The organism is Blastopirellula retiformator (assembly GCF_007859755.1).
GTDB lineage: Bacteria > Planctomycetota > Planctomycetia > Pirellulales > Pirellulaceae > Blastopirellula > Blastopirellula retiformator.
This window is the reverse complement of sequence record NZ_SJPF01000004.1, coordinates 1-20057: the sequence shown is the minus strand read 5'-3', so window position 1 is coordinate 20057 and position 20057 is coordinate 1. Positions and strand designations below refer to the sequence as shown.

Here is a 20057-nt window from a genome sequence, read left to right as displayed (position 1 = left end):
TAGGTCCCTAGTTCCCTCAAAGTTGCTGTCTCGCCATGTCGGCCGAGTTGATTCGCTCGCTAATGTGTTGCATCTTACCGAAGCCTTCCCCTCAACTTCGGTAGCATGGGCGGTTCGGTCACGGTTTGCAATTCGATTGGCAAGTTGGGTCGTTTCACGCCCTAGTTCCCACCTTTCCGCATGTTGCGGGCATTCTGCTGCAAATTAAGCTCCTCTTATTCCCCTGAGAGAGCTGTTTTTTGGTTGATGTGTAAACAAATGTCCGCAAATCTATGTTCCATGGAAAACATTCCTAGGCGAATCGTTAGCGTGTAGTATAAGATTGCCGCAACGAGATCACGCTGGGCGCATTACGTGTCTGGAAAACTCCAAAATGTCCAAGCAGTCCCTCAATCAGTCGCTTGCCTCTATGAAAAACAGCCAAACTCCATTCCTTGTCTTGGCCCTCGCAATATCAGGCGGATTCGGTTTCGCGGCCTTCTCGGGCTGCCAACCGGCAGCCGGTCCGGCGATGACCAAACCTGTGCCGACGGTCACCGTGGCGCAGCCGATTCGTAAAGAAGTTGTCGAGTGGGACTCGTACACCGGCCGGCTCGAGCCGATCGAGTTTGTCGAGATCCGTTCGCGGGTCAGCGGTTATCTCCAATCGATTCACTTTGACGAAGGCCAGATGGTCAATGCGGGCGACTTGTTGTTCGTGATCGATACTCGCCCGTTCGTCGCCGAATTGAATGGCGCCAAGGCGGCCTTGAATCAGGCGAAATCGCAACTCTCGCAAGCCAACGCTCAGATGGACGAGTCGGAAGCGCAGCAGCAGCAAGCTGACGCCCGATTGAAGCTGGCCGTTTCGCGCGTCGAGCGAGCCCGCAAGCTGCGAACCTCGGCCGCGATTTCGCAAGACGAACTGGACGGGCACGAGGCCGAGATCGAACAAGCCCAGGCCGACGTCGCCGCCGCCGAGGCGGGAATCGGTTTGGCGGCCGCCGGCGTCGCCACCGCCCAAGCCGCGATTGAGTCGGCGCAAGCGGGCGTCGAAACGGCCGAGCTGAATCTCCGTTACACGCAGATTCATGCCCCGGTCGCGGGACGGATCAGCCGCGAATACGTCACTGAAGGGAACCTGGTGAGCGGCGGCACAGCGACTTCGACGCTGCTGACGACGATCACTTCGATTCAACCAATCTACTGCACTTTCGACATCAACGAGCAGCAGGCGCTGAAGTACATTCGCCTGGCCCAAGCCGGCAAACGGGTCAGCTCGCGGGTTGCGAAAAACCCGGTCTACCTGGGGCTGGCTGACGAAGAACGATTCCCGCACGAAGGGCACATGGACTTTGTTGACAACCGTTTTGACAACGACACCGCCTGCATTCGGGTCCGCTGCATTTTCCGGAACGAGAAAGAAGACCTGGTGCCGGGGATGTTCGCTCGCGTGCGCTTGCCCGGCAGCGCCGCCGAAGAGCGGGTCTTGATTCCCGATTCGGCGATCGGCACCGATCAATCGACGCAGTTCGCGTACATCGTCGTCGACGGCAAAATCGAACGTCGCGACCTGAAGTTGGGCGCGATCGTCGATGGTCTGCGAGTCGTTCATGACGGCTTGAATGGCGACGAAGCGCTGGTGATCGAAGGTCTGTTGATGTCGCGACCCGGGATCGAGGTGAACGTGCAAGCCGAGACGATTCAAGTCGCTGACGACGGTTTGCCCGATACGTATCAGCCGTTGCCGCCGGAACGCTGGATTTCGGCCGGCCTGACCTCGTTGCCGGAGACGGAAGCGACGGCCGTCTTGCCGGATATGGATGAAACGGCCAACGCAGCTCGGCAGAAGCGGGAGCAGGTTCAGTGAAGTTTCCTCACTTTTTTATCGAGCGGCCGATCTTTGCGTCGGTGCTGTCGTTCATCATCGTGCTGGTCGGCGGCATTACGTACCTGACGCTGCCGGTCTCGCAATATCCGAACGTCGCGCCGCCGACGATTCAGGTGCGAGCCAGCTATCCTGGCGCCACGCCGCAGGTGATCGCCGACACCGTCGCGACGCCGATCGAGCAAGAGATGAACGGCGTCGACGACATGCTTTACATGGAGTCGTCCTCTAGCGCCGACGGCACGATGCTGCTGACGGTGACGTTTAAACTGGGAACCGACCTGGACGACGCCCAGGTGTTGGTGCAAAACCGCGTTTCGGTCGCATTGCCCCGCCTGCCGGAGGCGGTTCGCCAAATCGGGGTGACGACCACCAAGCAGATTCCCGACATGCTGCTGGTGGCGCACCTCACTTCGCCCGACGGCAGCCGCGATCAGCTGTACATCAGTAACTTCGCCTTCTTGCGCGTTCGCGACGCCTTGATGCGTTTGGATGGAGTCGGCGACGTGCGGATCGCCGGCGGTAACGAATACGCGATGCGGGTCTGGCTCGATATCGAGCGGATGACCTATCTCGACTTGTCGCCGGGCGACGTCGTGGCGGCGGTTCGTGGTCAAAACGTGCAAGTCGCCGCGGGCGTGATCGGCCAACCGCCGACCGACGATACCGGCGCCTTCCAGTTGAACGTGACGACGCAAGGTCGTCTGCAAGAACCGGAAGAGTTTGAACAGATCATCGTCAAACGGGGAGACGACGGCCGCGTGACGCGGTTGGGCGACATCGCCCGGTTGGAGCTGGGCGCCCAAGACTACTCACGGATCAGCTATCTCGACGGCAAGCCGGCGATTGCTGTGATCGTGTATCAGCGTCCTGGAACCAACGCCGTCGACACGACCAATCAGATCAAAGCGACGATGGCCGCTTTGGAAAAAGACTTCCCGCAAGGGGTTGGCTACGAGGTCGCCTACAACCCGACCGACTTTGTCGAAGAGTCGATCGCCGAGGTGTTTGAGACCCTGGTCATCACCACGGTGTTGGTTGTGCTGACCGTCTTCTTGTTCCTGCATGGCTGGCGCCCCACGATCATTCCGGTGATTGCGATTCCGATCTCGTTGATTGGTACGTTCGCTGCGATGCAGTCGCTGGGGGTGACGCTCAACACGCTGTCGCTGTTTGGTCTGGTGCTGGCGATCGGCATCGTGGTCGACGATGCGATCGTTGTGGTGGAGAACGTCGAGCGTTTGATCGGCGAAGGGATGGACCCGCGAGCGGCGACGCACAAAGCGATGGACGACGTCGGATCGGCGCTGATCGCGACGACGCTGGTGTTGATCGCCGTGTTTGTGCCGACTGTGTTCGTCCCCAGCATCAGCGGTCAGTTCTATCAACAGTTCGCCTTGACGATTGCGATCTCGACCGGGTTTTCGACCTTCGTGTCGCTGACCTTGAGCCCGGCGATGTGCGCCTTGTTGTTGCGTCCCAAGGGGGAAGCTTCGAGCGGATTCCTCGATCGCGCCGGCGACATCTGCTTCGGCTGGTTCTTCCGCTGGTTCAATCGTACGTTTGACGTTTCCAGCGATTGGTACGCCTGGCTGATTGGCCGGACGATCCGCTTTTCGGCGGTCGTGCTGCTGGGCTATGTCGGGCTGCTGGTCGCCACGTGGTACAGCTTTGGCCTGGTGCCGACCGGCTTTATTCCGCAGCAAGACCAAGGCTACTTGATCTGTAGTATTCGCCTGCCCGATGGCGCCGCGCTTGCTCGAACCGACATCGTCACCAAAAAGGTCGCCGAAGTGGGCGGCAAGGTGGATGGCGTCGCGCATGCGGTCGGCATCGCCGGTCTGAATGGATCGACGTTCACGATCAGCCCGAACGCCGCGGTCACCTTCCTGCCGCTCGAAGATGCGAAGGCTCGCGCGGCTCGCGGTCGCAGTTTAGACGCGATCGTCAACGACCTGCGGGTCGAAATGGGCAAGATCAACGAAGCGCAGATCTTTGTGATTCAGCCTCCGCCGGTCCGTGGTATCGGCCGTGGCGGCGGTTACAAGCTTTACATTCAGGATCAAAGCGGCGCCGGCCTCGACGCTTTGAATCAAGTGACCAATAAGATGCTGGCCGACGCCAACGCCAGCCCCGGCCTGGTTCAGGTTTACTCCAACTACCGACTCAGCGTGCCGCAGGTCTTTGCCGACGTTGATCGGACGAAGGCCGAAATGCTGGGCATCCCGGTGAGCGACGTTTTCACGGCGCTGCAGGTTTACCTCGGTTCGGTCTACATCAATGACTTCAACTTCCTGGGACGCACCTATCGCGTGACCGCCCAGGCCGAGCCGGAGTTCCGTGACGAAGCCAGCGACATTTTACAGTTGCGGACCCGTAGCGAACGTGGCGCCACCGTGCCCCTAGGTTCGGTCGTGCAATTGCAGCGGGTGACCGGGCCTGACCGTCTGGTTCGCTACAACCTATATCCGGCGGCCGATATCAACGGCGACACGATGCCTGGTTTCAGTACCGGTCAATCGTTGGCGACGATTGAGGAGTTGGCCGATCAAAACCTGCCGCCGGGATTCGGCTATGCCTGGACCGACATCGCCTATCAGGAACGCCAGGCGGGCAACACCATCGTTTACCTGTTTCCGCTGGCGGTGCTGTTCGTCTTTCTGACGCTGGCCGCTCAGTACGAAAGCTGGATCTTGCCGCTGGCGATCATTTTGATCGTGCCGCTGTGCATCTTGTTTGCGATTGTCGGTATTTGGTTCCGCGGTATGGATAACAACATCCTGACGCAGATCGGATTTATCGTGTTGGTCGGTCTGGCCTGTAAGAACGCGATTTTGATCGTCGAGTTCGCCAAGCAGGAAGAGGATGCCGGCAAGGACCGCTTTGAAGCGGCGGTCAACGCCTGTCGATTGCGTTTGCGTCCGATCCTGATGACGGCGTTCTCGTTTATCCTGGGCGTGATTCCGCTGTTGATCGCGACTGGCGCCGGTTTTGAAATGCGTCGCGTGCTGGGGACCGCGGTCTTCGCCGGGATGCTGGGCGTGACGATCTTCGGGTTGTTTTTGACGCCGGTGTTTTACGTCGTCTTGCGGAAACTCGCCGCCAAGCCGAAGGCAACGGAAACGCCGGCTACCTAACACTCCGTTGATTTTCTCGACGGACTGCGTGATCGCAGGGATGCGATCCCAAAATACCGACGTAAGTCATTATTTTGCGAGCCGCGAAGAGCTACGCTCTGAGCCTGGCGAGGCTGAAAAATACCACGATGGCATTTTTCAACAGGCTGCTAGCGTACAGCGATCACCATGATCACGAACCCGCAGCAGAACCTTTGCGGGTCGTCAAAGCGAGAAGCGGCACGGGTTAGCCTCCGGACAAAGCCTGCATGATGAACAGCCGAGAGACGCCGTCGGTCGAATCGCTGAGCGTTTTGCGATCGCGGACGAACTGCTCGTCGAGGAAGAGGTTGACGTGCTGCCGCAGCGAACCATCCTCGTGTCGCAGGTACGAATCGATCCTCGGCGCCAGTTGCTCTAGCTGATCGAGCGCAGCGGCGACGGTCGCCGCGTTGACTTCGATCGATTCGGGAAGCGTCACCAATCGACGCAGGTGCGACGTGACTTCGATTGCAAGCATGAGCCGGGGCGACAAGATGGAATGGGCCGCCAAGCCGTTATAATTTCCGCTGGCGTCGCCGGAGGCAAGAAAGAAAAAAGGACCGACCGGTTGGGGGCAGGAAACCGGTCGATCCCCGAGTACGTCGCCTACGTAAAGTAGGCGTCTACTTGTTAGAATGTACGTGAAGCGGGCGAGTTGACATCTACATGTCTTTTGCCACCTTTGGTGGGGCTGTTCTTCGCCGCACAAAAGGGCATCGACCGAATGCGGTCTGCCGCTTTAGCGCATGCCTCCGAAAAATAACTTCTTTCTGATAAGAAGCGGCTGATGCGTCGGGCGGGCCAGTTTCCACCTCTAATCCTGCGGAAATTGCCGATTGCGTCGGCGAATTTCGTATTAGGCCAACTAGCTGTTACCGGTTATTGATGACTAACAACCAAACGAATCACATCGAACAAGCTCCCTTTGCCCCGCTTAAAATTGGCGACATCGAACTCGGGTTTCCCGTCGTTCAGGCCGCCCTCTCTGGTTATAGCGACATGTCGATGCGGGTCATGGCCCGTCGTTTTGGAGCGTCGTACGCCATTTGCGAAGTGATGCTCGATCAGTTCCTGGTCAACTTCAAGGACCGGAGTAAGAACAAGCACTATTTGGCGATCGCCGACGAAGAGCATCCGGTAGGCGGGCAGTTGATGGGCGCCGAGCCAATCCAGTTTGCCGCCGGAGCGGTCAAGCTGGTCGAGGCCGGATATGACGTGATCGACATCAACTTTGGTTGCCCGGTCAAGAAGGTGCTGGGACGCTGCCGCGGCGGGTTTCACCTCAGTCAACCGGAAGTGGCGCTGGAGATTGTCGCTCGCACCCGCAATGCGACCCCGGCCGAGATCCCGGTCACGGTGAAGATGCGCCGCGGAATCGATGACACGGCCGAGAGCCGCGATAACTTCTTTCGCATTCTCGACGGCGCGTTTGATCTGGGCGTCGCCGCAATCACCGTACATGGCCGCACGGTCGAGCAGCGTTACGTGGGACCGAGCCGCTGGGAGTTCCTCCGCGACGTGAAGGCGCACGTCGGCGACAAGACGATTCTCGGCAGCGGCGACTTGTTCACCGCGCAAGACTGCTTTGACATGATGCGGCAGACCGGCATCGATGGGGTGACCGTCGCCCGGGGCGCGATCGGCAATCCCTGGATCTTTCAGCAGGCCCGGGCTTTGTACGCCGGGCAGCCGTTGCCCCCGCCGCCGAGTTTGTTTGAGCAGCGGGACGTGATCCAAGAGCACATGCGAATCGCCGACGAGCTGTATGGCGAAAAACGTGGCTTGGGACACATGAGAAAATTCGGTATTAAATACTCTTTCTTGCACCCCGATCTCGAACAGGTCCGTGGCAAGTTCACCAAGATGCGAACCTTGGAAGACTGGTACGCGATCCGCGACGAGCACTACTGCGACGACCGCCCGGGCAACTACCTCAGTCCAAGCGTCCACGCCGGAACCTCGGAATGCTAATCCGGGAGGTGGATTTAATGGCTAGCGGGGGGCTCGTCTGTTTTGGGGCGATAAGGTGAGTTTGCTCAACGTTAAGCTCCTTGCTGTCCACCCGTTGGTGTTAAGTTGCGGGAAATACCCTCTTTAGGTGCGATCTAAAAGGCGTATTTTGCCTTTACTCGGTTGTTCAATTCTTCTATGATTCTGTGACGAATCACCACTCCCCTTCTGGGTGTTCGTCGGCCAGAGACGGCCGTAGCCCAGAAGAACCCGTCAACCCAACTGCCTGCCGTCGATCTTTCCTTCCTTTCGCCTTTAGGGACGAGTGCGCAAATGAAGCGTCGAAATTTTCTCGCCGCCGGTCTGTCGTTGCCGCTGGTGATGAGCGGACTGCTGCCGCGCAAAGCATTTTCTGAAACGATTTCCACGGACTCCGCCGCCGGTCTGGATGGCGAAGCGCTGGTCCGCGATATGCAGCGTCGCTGTTACCGCTATTTCCTTGAAGCGGCCGATTCGCAGACGCAGCTGATCGCCGACCGCGCCGCCGCCGATGGCAATGGCTACAGTGCGCACGCCAGTAGCGCTGCTTGCGGGTTTGGCCTGGCTGCGCATTCGATCGCCGCGCAACACGACTGGGTCCCGCGAGTCGAGATCGAGCGGCGAACCAAGACGATGCTCCACTCGCTGGTTCACTTGGTCGAGCACGAAAAGGGCTTCGTCTATCACTTCTTCGATGGGCGCAAAGGGACCCGGGCGATGCGCTGCGAGGCGTCGACCATCGACACCGCGTTGATGTTGGCCGGCGCGCTGACCGCACAGGTCGCCTTCCGCGACAACGCCGAGATCGACGAGCTGGCCGACCAACTGTATCGTCGCGTCGACTGGCGATGGATGCTGGGCGAGAACAACTGCCTGCACATGGGCTACACGCCGGAACAAGGCGTGCTGCCATACCAGTGGGATCACTTCAGCGAACATCTGATACTGCTTCTGTTGGCGATCGGCGCTCCCGAGAACCCGGTTCCCGGTTCGGCTTGGGAAGCGTGGCGCCGCGAACCGATGCTGGAACATGACGGCAAGAAGTTCCTCAGCTACCCGCCGCTGTTCGTGCAGCAGTACCCGATGGCGTTTTTCCAATTCCAAAACTATCGCTCGCCGAGTGGACGTAACTATTGGGACAACTCGGTCACGGCGCACCACGCGCAGATCGCGTTTCAAAATCGCCTGGCGGCCAAGTATCCGCAGCGGATGGGGCACTATGGCGCCGACTTGTGGGGCCTGACCAGCAGCGACAGCCAAACCGGCTATCGCGACTGGGGCGGTCCGTATTCCGATGGTCGCGCCGAGCCCCAGCGTGGCATCGACGGTACCGTCGTCCCCAGCGCCGCCGCCGGCGGTTTGGCCGTTGTGCCGGAAGAGGCGCTCCGTACGCTTACCTATCAGAAGGAAATGTACGGCGAGCAGGTGTACGGTCGCTATGGTTTCGCGAACGCCTTTAACCCGGTCACCGGTTGGGTCGACCGCGACGTGATCGGCATCGACACCGGCATCTCGCTGCTGATGGGCGAAAACATGCTGACCGGCGGAGTCTGGAACCTGTTCATGCAACACCCGGCCGCCACGCGCGCCCTCAGCCTGGCCGGCTTCACCGCCGCCAATTCTGCCAGTGCCGCGACCGCCCAACTGGTCAGCCACCAGCAGCCGATCGAAACCCCCAACAGCGTCCCGGTGATGGCGGACGAGACGATGGTCTCGATCCCGAGCACGCAGTAAGTAAGGCGAAGGCGGGAGCATAGTAGCCCGATGCGCAAGGGCTTGTTGATTTAATCCAATTTTCCGAAATAGCAGCAGCCTTAGCGCCGCTCGACAAGTCGTAACGGCGCTTAATTGGTTGCGGTTTTTGGGTTTGCGATTAAATCGACAAGCCCGCAAGCGAGGGAAATGCGTCCTCCAATGGAATAACGAATCGGACCGGACAATCTACGACGAAGGGTGGCCCGGCCACGTCTACCAAGACTGGCCGGGTCGCGCAGCGACAAGATGCCTCACCATTCGCTCGCACCTCCCCTAACGCCTTCGCTCCTACGCGCCTGAGTCTTTCTCGTTCGATTGGGGGCCCGCTTTGACATCGGTTTTCGCTTTCGCACAAAATGATTGCGCCGCCACCGAGTCCGTCTTACCCAACGACCACAGCCATGCCCGCACCCCAACCCTGGAACGACCGTTACCGCGATAACAATCTCCCCTGGGACACCGGGCTTCCGTCGACCGAACTGCAGGCCGCGATCCAGCGTTACCGGCTAGCCCCTTGCCGGGCCCTCGATATCGGCTGTGGCACCGGCAGCAATACGTTGTGGTTGGCCGAGCAAGGTTTTACTGCGACCGGTTTTGATCTCGCCCCGCTGGCGATCGAGCGGGCCGAGCAGCGGGCTCATGACGCCGGCTCTAGCGCCACGTTCGCCGTGGTCGACATCGTCACCGCGCCGCTCGCCGGCGGGCCATTTGATTTCTTCTTCGACCGCGGCTGTTACCACATCGTCCGCCGCGACGCCCCCGATCAATACGCCCCGGCAGTCGCCCGCTTGCTCGTCCCTGGCGCCCACGGCCTCATCCTGGCCGGCAACGCCAAAGAGCCAAGCTCTGGCCCGCCGGTCGTCACCGAAGAGGAAATCCGCAGCGAACTGGGCGGCGAGTTCGAGATTCTCGAACTGCACGAGTTCCGATTCGACGAGAGCCCGCAAAATCCGGAGCGCCCGTTGGGTTGGTCGTGTTGGGTGATAAAACGGTAGTTTAATCGTAGGGCAGGCTGCGGCGGCCGATGCGATCTGCTCTTACAAACTAGTAATCGTCATCCTCTTCCTCGTTGTCGTCGCCGCCCATGGCGAGCAGGCCGTAGTCGATCAGTTTGAATCCGATGTTGAGTTTCTCGAACCGGCGGAAGATCGACTTTAGGCGTCGGATCTGCGCGATGTCGACTTCGCGGTTGAAGTAATAAATCGGCGCGTCCCAGCCGTTGTACTCCTGCCGCGAGATTTTGACGTCTCCGTTGGGTGAGACGCAGCTATTCGTGTAGGTGATTACTTCGGCAGGTGAGGTGTCTTGATACTGCCAGCCGCCGAGGTCGGTTAGCGAGAAGGCTTCCGACAATTCGCGCAGGACGATATCTTCTTCGTCGGTCTGAAATGCAAGTTGGGTGTGCCACTTTATCTCTTCAATTGGCTCACGCGGAGCCAGGTTCGCGAGAACGTATTCGACGAAGGTGCCGGAGACTGGCTCCGGCTTCTTTGAGCCAAGCTGCAGCATGTAGACGTTTGCTTGATCATCCAGCACAAATGTGGCGTCGAGGTCTTCATCCGAAGCGAAGGCAAAGTAGCCGGCCGGCGTCCACTGCTGCATTGTGATAAATCGGCTTTCGTTCTCCGGTAAGCGGTAGCAAACGTTTTGGGGAGCTCCGACCGTTGCGAGCCATTGGCGAATCGGTTCAGGCAGCTTGCGCTGGCAATCGCTTTCGAGTTCGTCAATTTCTTCCAGTGTGAGGGGAGTGACGATGTATTGAGAGAGAATTTCAGCAGGGAGCATGGTGATATCTAGAATACGGATTGGAGGTTGATTGATTGAACTGCTTGGTAGGACTGGACCATTTCGTTTTTTTCGAGTGGGAACATGGCTCGTTAGCGCGCCCCTTCAGGGCTTTTAAATCTGTTCGGATTCCAAACCCGGGGCTGCTTTAGATCGCCCCCTTGGGGCTGTGGACTGGATCGTTTCGTTTCTTTCTTAGGTAGGGTGCGTCGAGACGCACCACGAACCTGCCGCATCGGTTGTTTCAATAACTCGCGTGGCAACCCAATCACCCACTCCATTGAGGCTGTGAGTTTATTCTCCGTCGCGACTTTTTCGCCTCGCTGCAGGAGCGGTTTTTGATTTTCTGGGGTGAACGCTCGATTTTTGTGTTTGCTGGGGCGGATGGCGGCGGTCCGTTCGAGGCCGGATCGCTTGGTTCCGCCCTGCTTGGTTCTCCTTTTTAGGCCGGTTTTAAGATTCCCAGACTCATCATCCTCAGGAAGTTGTGGGTGATGACGTACCACAGCGTCGCCGCATTCACTTTTTCTCGGCCGCGAACTCGGAACTGTTGCAGACCCCGGTTGCGGCATTCGGCGTTGGGGTATTCCGCGATCGAGGGACGTTGTTTGAGCCGGTTCTGGGCCTCTTCCGTTTTCATCCGTTCGCGGAACCCAGCCATTTCGTCGTTGTCCTTTTTTCGACGCTGGTACGGGTCGCCCCCCCGCTTTTCGATCTGCTCGACATAAGTCATCGGCGCCGTCACTTGACTGCCGGCTTGCTCGACCGCGGTGATTCCTCCCCGGCTCGCGAACCCACCGTCGACGATGTAATGCTGGGGAGTTTTGTCATAACGCTCGCAGAGCTTTTCATGCATCGGCCGCATCTGATTGCCGTCGCTGGCGTTGTTGGTGACGTCGACGCCGACGATCAAGCGCGTCTCGGCGTCGGTCGCGAATTGCACGTTGTAGGCCGGACGAAATCCGCCTCCGGCCATCTTCATGTTGCGGGCTTCCGGGTCGGTCGTACTGCAGCGCGCCTCTTTGCGCTTACTTTTATTCTGCTGGTCTTTTTGTCGCTGCACTTCCGGCAACTCTTCCAAGGCTTTGTTCACCCGCTCCAACAGCTCCCGCGCCGCCCGCTCTTGAGCCGCCTGGCGGCGCGCGTCGCTAACGCCGGTATCCGAATTGTCGTCGCTTTCGTCACGCAACTTTTTCACCTGCGCCGCCGCTTCCTCGCGACATTTTTCCAACGTCTGCCGGCGATGAAACGAACTGGTCCCGGCGCTGGCCCGCACTCGCATACCGTCCTGAGCGACCGTTTCCAGCGTGACGATATTCTGGTGCAGCAGCGTCGCGATGGTGTCGGTCAGCAGTTCGTCCAGGAACTCGCCATGCATCGTGCGAAAATCGGCAAGCAGGTGATAGTTCACGCCGACGTCGCCGCAGATCCACAGATAAGCCAAGTCGCGCTTACACAGTCGAGCCAAATGCCGGGCGCTGCTGATTCCTTCGATAATCGCGAACATCCACAACGCCATCAAGTTTTTTGGATCGACGGCGTCGCGTCCGGCCGATCCTTCGACGACGCGAATCTTCCGATAAAGGGGCGTCAGATCGAGCGAATCGACATAGGCCCAGACCGCCCGCACGCGATGATCGCGCGGAATCATCTGATCCAACGAAGCGTCTCGGAACTGAACTTGAAACCGCTCCGGCCGCTTCACGCGCACCCGAGCAACGTCTGGTTGTGAATCTGAGTTATCCATCCCCCCGTTTTAGCGCCGCGATCTGAGGTCGCCAAGGCGGGTTGGAAAAACTCACAGCCTCATTGCGTTGCCACGCGAAGGTATCCCTAGCTGCCTGTTGAAAAATGCCATCGTGGCATTTTTCAACCTCGCCAGGCTCAGAGCATAGCTCTTCGCGGCTCGCAAAATAACGACTTACGTCGCTATTTTGGGATCGCATCCGTGCGATCACGCAGTCCGTCGAGAAAATCAACGGACTGCTAGACGCAACAGCAGGCTCTCGGTGCGTCCAGACGCACCCTACCCCGGATCCTATTTCCGCACCGACTGGACCGGACCGCGTTGCTTTTTTCGTGTCATAGTGGACTCACGCCGCACACTTTTTTTCTGCTCGCCAGGTCGTCTCGCGATGGAAATCGACGCAACCCGTTAACCTCGTGAGGTTTTCGTCCCACTCGGCGATCTCCGCCGGAAACGCTTCTGAATTACACCCGGCTTCAACTGCGCGTACGCCGAAACAAACAACGTCCCCAAAAACGACGCGCAAGCGGACAGGCAACGAAGACCCAGCCAGGTAACACGCTGCAAATTCGCAGGTGACTGGTCTCTTTGTTGGGCTTACGTTTGCTCCTCTCCACTATCTCAGGCGTAAAAGCCCAGGAGCAAAGTCACCCAGCGGCAAGATCACTCCCCGTCTCCACGGGGTCGGTGAAAGGCAAATTCATGCAATTCACTCGTGGGAATTCATTCACGGCATGCCTGAACATATTTATACAAAAAATCGGGCAATCGGGCAAGCGAAAAAGGAAGAGCGGAAAGCCATACGTCCCTGCCGGATCGGTGGAATGTGCGAAAATGGGTAAAGTGCGTTCGGTTTTTGGTCGATAACAGCCCCGTAGTCCGCTGTGCTGGCTCTGATTTCAGGTCCAGCGTCACGATGGAGAGAGCGTGCAGGAAGGCGCCGTCAGAGATCGAATCAGGGAGGATGCAGCGACGACTTGTAAACATCCTCCTTGTCTAGGTGGCGTCCTATGGCGGTGATTTTCCTGCTCTACTCGGCCTGCTTTGTGCTGCTGTTTTTTCGCCGGCGCAAGGCCGCCTATGTGGCGTTATTGATTAGCACGCTCGCCAGCATCGCGATGTTCGCTTACCACACCGACTCTGCATTGGAGTTGAATTTCTGATGGCGAACAGTCAGCGACTTTACGATCTGAACGCGGCCTGCATGCTGATTGTGGTTTCGATCTTGCTGGGGGCGTTCTACTACCAGTTTGGCCTGCACGAGAATCCGTGTCCCCTCTGTCTGCTGCAGCGGATGGGAATGATTGGCGTGATCGTTGGCCTGGCGATGAACATGCAACTCGGTTTCCATCGCCTTCATTTCGCCGCGGTGAACGTGGCGTCGTTGGTGGGAGCAACCTTCTCGATTCGCCAAGTGCTGCTTCACATCTGCCCCGTGACCGGCGAGCCGACCGGATTTGGCGAACCGATGATGGGATTGCATCTCTACACGTGGGGCGTCTTGATCTTCGCCGCCAGCATCCTCGGCAGTTCGATCTTGCTGACGTTGGTCAAGGAACATCCCGAAGAGAGCGATCGCAGGCCCAGCCTGTTTGAACAGATCGTCTTCGGCCTGGCGAGCCTGGTCTGCTTCGTCAACGTAGCGGCGACCTTCGCGATGTGCTGGTTTGGTCCTTGCTGCGATGATGGTCCCTGTCCGTAGGGATGGAGCGGCGGGTTCGGTGTTGCAGGTCGGTGTTGCAGGTCGGTGTTGCAGGTCGGTGTTGCAGGTCGTGGTTGCAGGTCGTGGTTGTTGTAGGCCAGTCTGCTGCGGTCGATGGAAACCGGGATGAACTGGACAGCGGCCAAGTGGTGCTGTTTGTTGTTCTCAATCTTGGGTGCCACTGTCGTCTGCGACAGTGCTCTTCAGCCGGTTGAAGTGACTGGGTCGGCATTGAGACACGATCAGGCAATTCTAGTGGTGCTATTCTTTTGACTTCCAATGGGCGATGCAATACGGTGCTCAAGGGAGCCTCGGCCGGAAGGCAAGAGTCACTGTCGCAGACGACCGTGGCTCCCGAAGTAGAAAATCAAACAGTGCCGCCCGGCTGAAGGCCGAAAAAGGTGACGCCTAATCAAAACAACGAGTCCTGACACCTTTTCTTCGTCTGGGATCGTTTCGATCGGTACGTGCGACGACCGCCTTCACTTGGTCCCACTCGCCACTGGCGCACTGGGCGACGACGGCGTCTAGAAAAGAAGAATCTTCGGCATTCACAGTTGGTGCCTGGAAAAGATTGGTAAGGAAGAACAAAGCCAGGAAAAACATCGTCCTGGATAAACACACTGGAAAAACATGCATCTTCGGTAGTCGCCTTCACGAGTAAAGAAATGCCTGCAAGACGTTTGGCCATCCTTAGATTTCGCATTCTAAAACGCCGGTCCCTTGTTGTCCAAATTGAACGTGCTCAGCGTTCTCGTCGTGTCATCCTCAAACAAGACTTCCACCGTTCCCAAGTAGTTGTAGGTCAGGCCTCGGCCTGACGACCCTGCCGAACAACCATCGCCCCAGCATCCGCACGATCGTGCAAGGCATGCAGGGGCGTTGGTTTTGCCAATGGACAACCTACGCCGACGCATCGTCAGGCCAAGGCCTGACCTACCCGGCTAAAATTTGACACGGGCACCGCGACAGCCCCTCGGCCAAGATGCGCTCGAACGCGTCGAAATCGTCCGGCTTATCGAAGATCGCCGCCCGAGAGTTGCCTCGATTCAAGGCATGATAAATGCCGCCCGCTTCGTCTGCTCGCTTTGGTCTACCCATGACAGCAGGGTATCATGTGCTGGCGAAGGAAAAAAAGAGTCCTGACACCTTTTCTTCTTCCTTTTCTTCTTCGAAAACTACAATGCGATCGCTGATTTCATAGGCGTGTTGTTGCATGGATTGCCAGGCACTGACCTTGGCCTCAAGGAGATCAAGGGATGCGAATACAGTCCAAGCAAGCTCGAAAAGGAAGACAAGGGTGAAAAGGCACCTAGCAAGGGGCCGATCAAAGGAGATAAGTCTTGGGTCCGATGACTTTTCTTGGTCGTAGACGCTGGCAGATAGCTTGCGTTGTTGTGGCTTTCGTTTCGGCGTCATTATGCTGGATAGCAGCCGATACCGCCATTCGCCGCCATTCGCTTCGGGAGCATTTAGAAGCGGGAAGGTACGACAACGCATTTAACGAGTTGCAGGAAACCAGACCTAGCGTCGATTCGATGGATGCCGACAGCCTTTCCGCGTGCTACAAATCGCCCGGTTTTGTGCGATACTTGTTAGAGAAATGGCAGGCGGAGATGGGCCAAGATTTTCCGGACTGGGCTTGTTGGGTCATTGCATGCGGTGCTAGTGAAGGAACGCTTTCCCCCCAAGAAATCTTGGATGCGATCGACAACTTAAAACAAGAGGCGAGCAGCCAACTCAGGGACATGGAAAGTCGAAAAGAACTTGATCGCATCAATCTTATTGATCGCTGGCGACAAGGAAATCTAGCGGAAACGGACATACAAGACTCGGGGAGCGACTAGCCGCAGTGCGTCGAGAAATCAGAGGGGACGGAGGTGAATGGCACCGTCGAAACCTCCTCGACGGTGAAGAAAAGGTGTCAGGACTCTTTGTGTCAACCAGGCGCTACCTTCTTCGGCCTGCCGCGGGGGCGGAGGGTGGAATCTAGGTTCAGGCGGCGGACGGTTGATTGGGTCCAATCGGGATCGCCGAAGGGGGAGCCTCGGCGGATCGCGTGGCGGACGGCGTCGACTTCTTTCTTGGACATCGCCTGATTGACTCGGTCTTTCCAATGACCAGGTCGGGCGATCGGCCACGGCGTCAGGAGATCGGGCTTTCGCCGCGGCTTGGCCAACCAACGGGCGAGCGATCCCCATTTCCAGTCTTCGGCCAAAGTTACCAGGCCAGCCTGCCGGGCATTGCGTTCGACATAACGACATACGACCAGAAAGTGCCCGTCGTCTTGCACCGGAAAACTCTTGAACCGCCCTTGATAGATGTGCCCTTTGCCGGAAGTGTGGCAGTGCGCGTGTCGGCGCATCGTGTGCGTCAGGGTGACCCACCGCAGCAAGTCGCTCATGCCGCCGTCAGCCGTGGGGCGGACGACCAAATGCCAATGGTTGGGCATCAGTTGGTAGGCTAAAATTTGACACGGGTACCGCGACAGCCCCTCGGCCAAGATGCGCTCGAACGCGTCGAAATCGTCCGGCGTATCGAAGATCGCCGCCCGAGAGTTGCCTCGATTCAAGGCATGATAGATGCCGCCGGCTTCGTCTGCTCGCTTTGGTCTACCCACGACAGCAGGGTATCATGTGCTGGCGGAGGAAAAAAGAGTCCTGACACCTTTTCTTCGCCATCTGAAGAAGATCCAGAAACAATCCGCCGCGTCTGCAGAGAAACAATCGTAGTCCGCTTCAAGGAGTCCGCCGTCCCAGCGGTCTTCGGGTCGATGCTGCGCGGACGTAAAACGCGTTGGTCTCTTGCACAACGCTACTGCTTCGAGAAAATGCCTGAAAGGATGCGATGGAGTCGAATCCGTACCTGACACGCCGCCGTGCCGAACAGTATTGCCCCCGTCCCCTTTTCTCAGCCCAGTCCTGACACCTGTTCTTCATCGCACTTGAAAATGCGGCGCTGAGGATCTTTTACGCGATGAATGCGCAAAGACCAGTGGTCACGTTAAAGTAGATACTCGATTATTCCGTTGCCGTGATGTGTTGCAGGAGTTTTCAAGCGTCGGGCCTCACCGGCACTATCAATCCATACATATTCTGCTCTGGTGCATTCTTTCTTGCCTTCAACGAACTGCTTTCTTAGAAACAGGTGGGGCACACCAGTAATCTCCCAGAGCTTACAACCTCTAATTACTGAAGTTTGCGTAACAAATTTTCGGGTCTCGAGAGAGTCCATCTCTGATAGGAAGTCATCGATTCCCATTGTGTCTGCGAAACTTTGTTCCCACGTGTCTCGCAGAACATCGAGCCGAAACTCAGTTACCTCACCTTCGGTAACAAGTATGCGTAAAGAGTCTGTGAAGAACTTGCGATTCCAGCGAAAAGCAGGATTCTCGTCCACAGCCTTCCAAACCTGTGTAGACACTTTCCAGTTGGGTAAATATGGATTGTAGTGAAGGAAAAGTCTGGCAACTGTGCTTTGTTCGACGGAGCGGAAGTGTTGCGGCATGGTCAGGTAGTCAAGATCTCGCTGGCTGGTAACGTAGTCACGTTGATCAACTAGGAACTTGGTAATCGTCAACTTGTCACTCTTCGACAACTCTCTTCCTGACGCTGGGGCCCCGAGGTAACTTCCGTTTGAAATTGAGAAGTATCCGTGCTCGGTTGCGTTATGGTTAGGTTTCCAGGCGTAAACCCGGGAACTGCCCGACTCACACGAAATGTAGCATCGTAATGCCGGAACTTTAATAATGTTCATGTTAATTGGCAGCCTAGACGCGGCGTCGTGAGTCAGGAATGTGGTAATGAAACTTTGGTTTTCCGACACCTTGAATGTGAGGGCCTATGCCGTTCGATGATCCCAATACGTATGCGTGTCCATGCATCATTTTTTTGAAGGGTGAGCCGTAGTCCAAGGTTTCTTTGGGGTCCTTTTGTCCGTGATAATCCACTCGGAAAATACTGTGGACGATACGAGTTTTGCTATAGGGTAGGATGAAACCTATAGAAAAAAGGCTCCCTCCTTTGCCGTTTTTCGAAACGGCAAACGATAGGTTCAGCCCTGTAGAACCAAGTCTTATTCCCTTTTTTGACAACATTTGGCTTCCCTTGAAATCTCCAGGTAGAGAAGTTAGACCTACCACAATTGTTGGTCGCCGAGATTTACTTGCTGTCGATGAGTAGGCAATGACCTTTGAGAGAAGCTTTCTGTGTTCTGAGGCAATCTTTCCAAGGATTGTCATGATGTTGACTGATATTGCATTAATGACCTCGTGAATGTGTTGCTGTTCAAGTCCCTTTAGCTTAAGCCAGTCCCGAGTCTGGTTACTCGAAGTTAGGTTAATCGTATTTTGTAACTTGCGAAGATATTGAGCATAGTCTCCGGATCCCGACAGAAGTGACATGACTTCTCGAAAGGTGTTTATTGTGTCAATGATTGAGAACACATTGTCAATCTGTCTGAAGATGTGTAATACCTGCGCGTTCTGTGTTCTGAGTGAGGATTGTATTGAGCTCCCGCTGAGAATAGAAGAAATGGTGAACAATCCGGTAGGGTCTATTTCCATCACCGGGTTCCCATGAGCATACAGATACTTATGGAAACTCTGCGGATCCTGAGCATTACCTGAGAACGGGTCCAGCCGATTAAACCGCCCGGAGCTTGGATCGTAGTACCGAGCCCTCAAATACTGCTGGCCGATCCGAGAATCGAACTGCTCGCCGCTGTATAGAAGCGTGGTGAGGGCGGCGGCTTCGGTGGTTCCTACTACCCCAGCGATTGCGTTATGAATCGCCAGCATTTGGCCGTAAGCTTCGTAGGTGTAGACCTGGGCGATTGCGGCGACTGCGTCGTAGAGGACTTTGACGCTGCCATGGCCGTCGTGTCCGAAGATGTGGGTCGTTGGCGTTCCAGGGACACCGCCGGTGTACTCGGTGACGGTCTGGCTGATTTCGTCGTGGCCGAAGTTGTACTCGATGACTTTGACGACGTTGCCCTGGTCGTCGTAGATGGTCTCCTTGATCACCTGCTGGTAGCCGGTCGGGTTTTGGTGGTCGACCAGGTACTCGGTGTCGGTCGTCTCGTCCCAGGTGCCGTTGGCGTCGGTATCGACTTGATGCTTGGCACTGACGCGGATGCCGGTGGCGTCGTAGTCGTAGGTCGTNTTTTCGATTCGTGATGCAGTACCACTGGTGTAAGTGGTGACCGTGGCCGTATACAACCGACCTTGCAGGTCGTACTCANACGACGTCTGCGAAGTGTTCTGGGAAGCTGAATTGTCAAAGACCGTTTTCGACGTCTGTTGCGTATGGTCGTAGGCGTAGGTGGTGGTGACGTCGACCGTGCTGTCATTATTGACATCTCGCTCTTCGGTTTGCAAGCGATCGTTGGCGTCATACAGGTAGGCGATCGCCTCGTCGACGTTGCCATCGAAGTCGCTGTCGAGTTCCTTCTTGGTNCGATTGCCGACCAGGTCGTACTCGAACGTCTCGGTTTGATCGAACTGGTTGTGGAAGTGGTCGATCGNTTCCTGCGTCAGGCGGCCCAGGGCATCGTAGGTCCAATCGATGTCGACCGTGTGGGCCTCTGGCGTGCCGTCTTGGTTTTCGTCGAGCCAGTACGTTTCGGTAACGCCGATCCGCTTGCCATCGGCCCGCACTTCGTAGTCGAACTCAGTGAGCTTGTCGTTGTACGTCGACCGCTTGTTCGTCTACTGTCCTAAAGTCGTGGGTTATCGCAAGGCACGAACGACGTTACAGCACTGCCTAAGTCCCTAGCCAGTGGTAGAAATTGTGTAGCCGAATGCCCAAACGCACGCATGGTGAAGTTTGGACGGATGGTCATAAAGTTCGGTATATAGTAATGACACCAGTTATGGCAAATGACAACCGAGTCATTGCAAAACATAATAATATTACGAGGGTCTGATGCCACGGCGATTGCGCCATGATGGGCAATCTGCGATAATCCGGCAAATACGTCTTGGCGATTTCGCGACGTCCGTTTCGCCGCCAGGCGTTCGCTTTGCAGGGAGGTCTTCCGCATGTCTTCTTCGGC

16 protein-coding genes are annotated in these 20057 nt (G+C 57.0%); 8 read left to right on the top strand and 8 right to left on the bottom strand.

The annotated features are described in order from the left end of the window. Positions 1-511: 511 nt before the first annotated feature. Together Enr8_RS16095 and Enr8_RS16090 are read left to right on the top strand one after the other, a co-directional pair. Positions 512-1849, top strand: coding sequence for an efflux RND transporter periplasmic adaptor subunit (locus tag Enr8_RS16095; protein ID WP_246120118.1), 1338 nt, complete (start codon positions 512-514; stop codon positions 1847-1849). Further along, on the top strand, positions 1846-5004 hold the full coding sequence (locus Enr8_RS16090; RefSeq protein WP_146433422.1) for an efflux RND transporter permease subunit: 3159 nt from the start codon (positions 1846-1848) through the stop codon (positions 5002-5004). Before Enr8_RS16095 ends, Enr8_RS16090 begins: the two co-directional genes overlap by 4 nt. A 226-nt stretch (positions 5005-5230) precedes the next feature. Here Enr8_RS16090 and Enr8_RS16085 read toward each other — a convergent pair whose 3' ends face one another. Beyond that, the gene (locus tag Enr8_RS16085) at positions 5231-5503 is read right to left on the bottom strand and encodes a ubiquitin family protein (protein ID WP_146433420.1); all 273 of its coding nucleotides are present in this window, start codon (positions 5501-5503) and stop codon (positions 5231-5233) included. A 407-nt stretch (positions 5504-5910) separates the two neighbouring features. On the opposite strand from Enr8_RS16085, the gene Enr8_RS16080 reads away from it, so the two are divergent. The 3 genes from Enr8_RS16080 (at position 5911) to Enr8_RS16070 (ending at position 9764) form a co-directional block, all read left to right on the top strand. Beyond that, positions 5911-6996, top strand: coding sequence for a tRNA dihydrouridine synthase (locus Enr8_RS16080; RefSeq protein ID WP_146433418.1), 1086 nt, complete (start codon positions 5911-5913; stop codon positions 6994-6996). A gap of 312 nt (positions 6997-7308) precedes the next feature. After that, positions 7309-8748, top strand: a complete 1440-nt coding sequence (locus Enr8_RS16075; RefSeq protein ID WP_146433416.1) for a glucoamylase family protein — start codon at positions 7309-7311, stop codon at positions 8746-8748. A gap of 422 nt (positions 8749-9170) precedes the next feature. After that, a complete protein-coding gene (locus Enr8_RS16070) occupies positions 9171-9764 on the top strand; it encodes a class I SAM-dependent methyltransferase (protein ID WP_146433414.1) in 594 nt (197 codons plus the stop codon). Positions 9765-9813: 49 nt separating this feature from the next. Here the strand turns inward: Enr8_RS16070 and Enr8_RS16065 are convergent, their stop codons facing one another. Beyond that, positions 9814-10554 carry an SMI1/KNR4 family protein gene (locus Enr8_RS16065; RefSeq protein WP_146433412.1) on the bottom strand — a complete coding sequence of 247 codons (741 nt, stop codon included), beginning with the start codon at positions 10552-10554 and terminating at the stop codon, positions 9814-9816. A 442-nt stretch (positions 10555-10996) separates the two neighbouring features. Continuing rightward, complete coding sequence (locus Enr8_RS16060) at positions 10997-12265, bottom strand: IS1182 family transposase (protein WP_246120117.1); 1269 nt, start codon at positions 12263-12265, stop codon at positions 10997-10999. A gap of 1046 nt (positions 12266-13311) precedes the next feature. On the opposite strand from Enr8_RS16060, the gene Enr8_RS25515 reads away from it, so the two are divergent. Both Enr8_RS25515 and Enr8_RS16055 read left to right on the top strand, forming a co-directional pair. Beyond that, positions 13312-13464: a DUF5993 family protein gene (locus Enr8_RS25515; protein ID WP_186767698.1), complete on the top strand. Its 153-nt coding sequence runs from the start codon at positions 13312-13314 to the stop codon at positions 13462-13464. Further along, positions 13464-14003, top strand: coding sequence for a disulfide bond formation protein B (locus tag Enr8_RS16055; protein WP_146433407.1), 540 nt, complete (start codon positions 13464-13466; stop codon positions 14001-14003). The genes Enr8_RS25515 and Enr8_RS16055 overlap by 1 nt, the downstream gene beginning before the upstream one ends. A 936-nt stretch (positions 14004-14939) precedes the next feature. Here Enr8_RS16055 and Enr8_RS25510 read toward each other — a convergent pair. Next, positions 14940-15104, bottom strand: coding sequence for a hypothetical protein (locus Enr8_RS25510; RefSeq protein WP_186767759.1), 165 nt, complete (start codon positions 15102-15104; stop codon positions 14940-14942). A 242-nt stretch (positions 15105-15346) separates the two neighbouring features. Here Enr8_RS25510 and Enr8_RS16050 point away from each other — a divergent pair, with 242 nt between their 5' ends. Further along, positions 15347-15850: a hypothetical protein gene (locus Enr8_RS16050; RefSeq protein ID WP_146433405.1), complete on the top strand. Its 504-nt coding sequence runs from the start codon at positions 15347-15349 to the stop codon at positions 15848-15850. Positions 15851-15942: 92 nt separating this feature from the next. Here Enr8_RS16050 and Enr8_RS16045 read toward each other — a convergent pair whose 3' ends face one another. The 4 genes from Enr8_RS16045 to Enr8_RS25840 form a co-directional block, all read right to left on the bottom strand. Next, positions 15943-16623: a transposase gene (locus Enr8_RS16045; RefSeq protein WP_146433403.1), complete on the bottom strand. Its 681-nt coding sequence runs from the start codon at positions 16621-16623 to the stop codon at positions 15943-15945. A 383-nt stretch (positions 16624-17006) separates the two neighbouring features. After that, positions 17007-17582 carry a hypothetical protein gene (locus Enr8_RS16040; RefSeq protein WP_146433401.1) on the bottom strand — a complete coding sequence of 192 codons (576 nt, stop codon included), beginning with the start codon at positions 17580-17582 and terminating at the stop codon, positions 17007-17009. A 190-nt stretch (positions 17583-17772) separates the two neighbouring features. After that, positions 17773-19026 (bottom strand): RHS repeat domain-containing protein, encoded by a 1254-nt coding sequence (locus Enr8_RS16035; RefSeq protein WP_456236734.1) that lies wholly within the window; start codon positions 19024-19026, stop codon positions 17773-17775. Positions 19027-19718: 692 nt separating this feature from the next. Continuing rightward, on the bottom strand, positions 19719-20057 hold a 339-nt coding region (locus Enr8_RS25840), incomplete at its 5' end, for a hypothetical protein (protein WP_222434884.1).

Excerpts from the sequence above, each read along its gene's own strand:
- Enr8_RS16095 (WP_246120118.1), top strand. The coding sequence starts at position 512 with ATGACCAAACCTGTGCCGACGGTCACCGTGGCGCAGCCGATTCGTAAA.
- Enr8_RS16085 (WP_146433420.1), bottom strand. The coding sequence starts at position 5,503 with ATGCTTGCAATCGAAGTCACGTCGCACCTGCGTCGATTGGTGACGCTT.
- Enr8_RS16080 (WP_146433418.1), top strand. The coding sequence starts at position 5,911 with ATGACTAACAACCAAACGAATCACATCGAACAAGCTCCCTTTGCCCCG.
- Enr8_RS16075 (WP_146433416.1), top strand. The coding sequence starts at position 7,309 with ATGAAGCGTCGAAATTTTCTCGCCGCCGGTCTGTCGTTGCCGCTGGTG.
- Enr8_RS16070 (WP_146433414.1), top strand. The coding sequence starts at position 9,171 with ATGCCCGCACCCCAACCCTGGAACGACCGTTACCGCGATAACAATCTC.
- Enr8_RS16065 (WP_146433412.1), bottom strand. The coding sequence starts at position 10,554 with ATGCTCCCTGCTGAAATTCTCTCTCAATACATCGTCACTCCCCTCACA.
- Enr8_RS25515 (WP_186767698.1), top strand. The coding sequence starts at position 13,312 with ATGGCGGTGATTTTCCTGCTCTACTCGGCCTGCTTTGTGCTGCTGTTT.
- Enr8_RS16055 (WP_146433407.1), top strand. The coding sequence starts at position 13,464 with ATGGCGAACAGTCAGCGACTTTACGATCTGAACGCGGCCTGCATGCTG.
- Enr8_RS25510 (WP_186767759.1), bottom strand. The coding sequence starts at position 15,104 with ATGGGTAGACCAAAGCGAGCAGACGAAGCGGGCGGCATTTATCATGCC.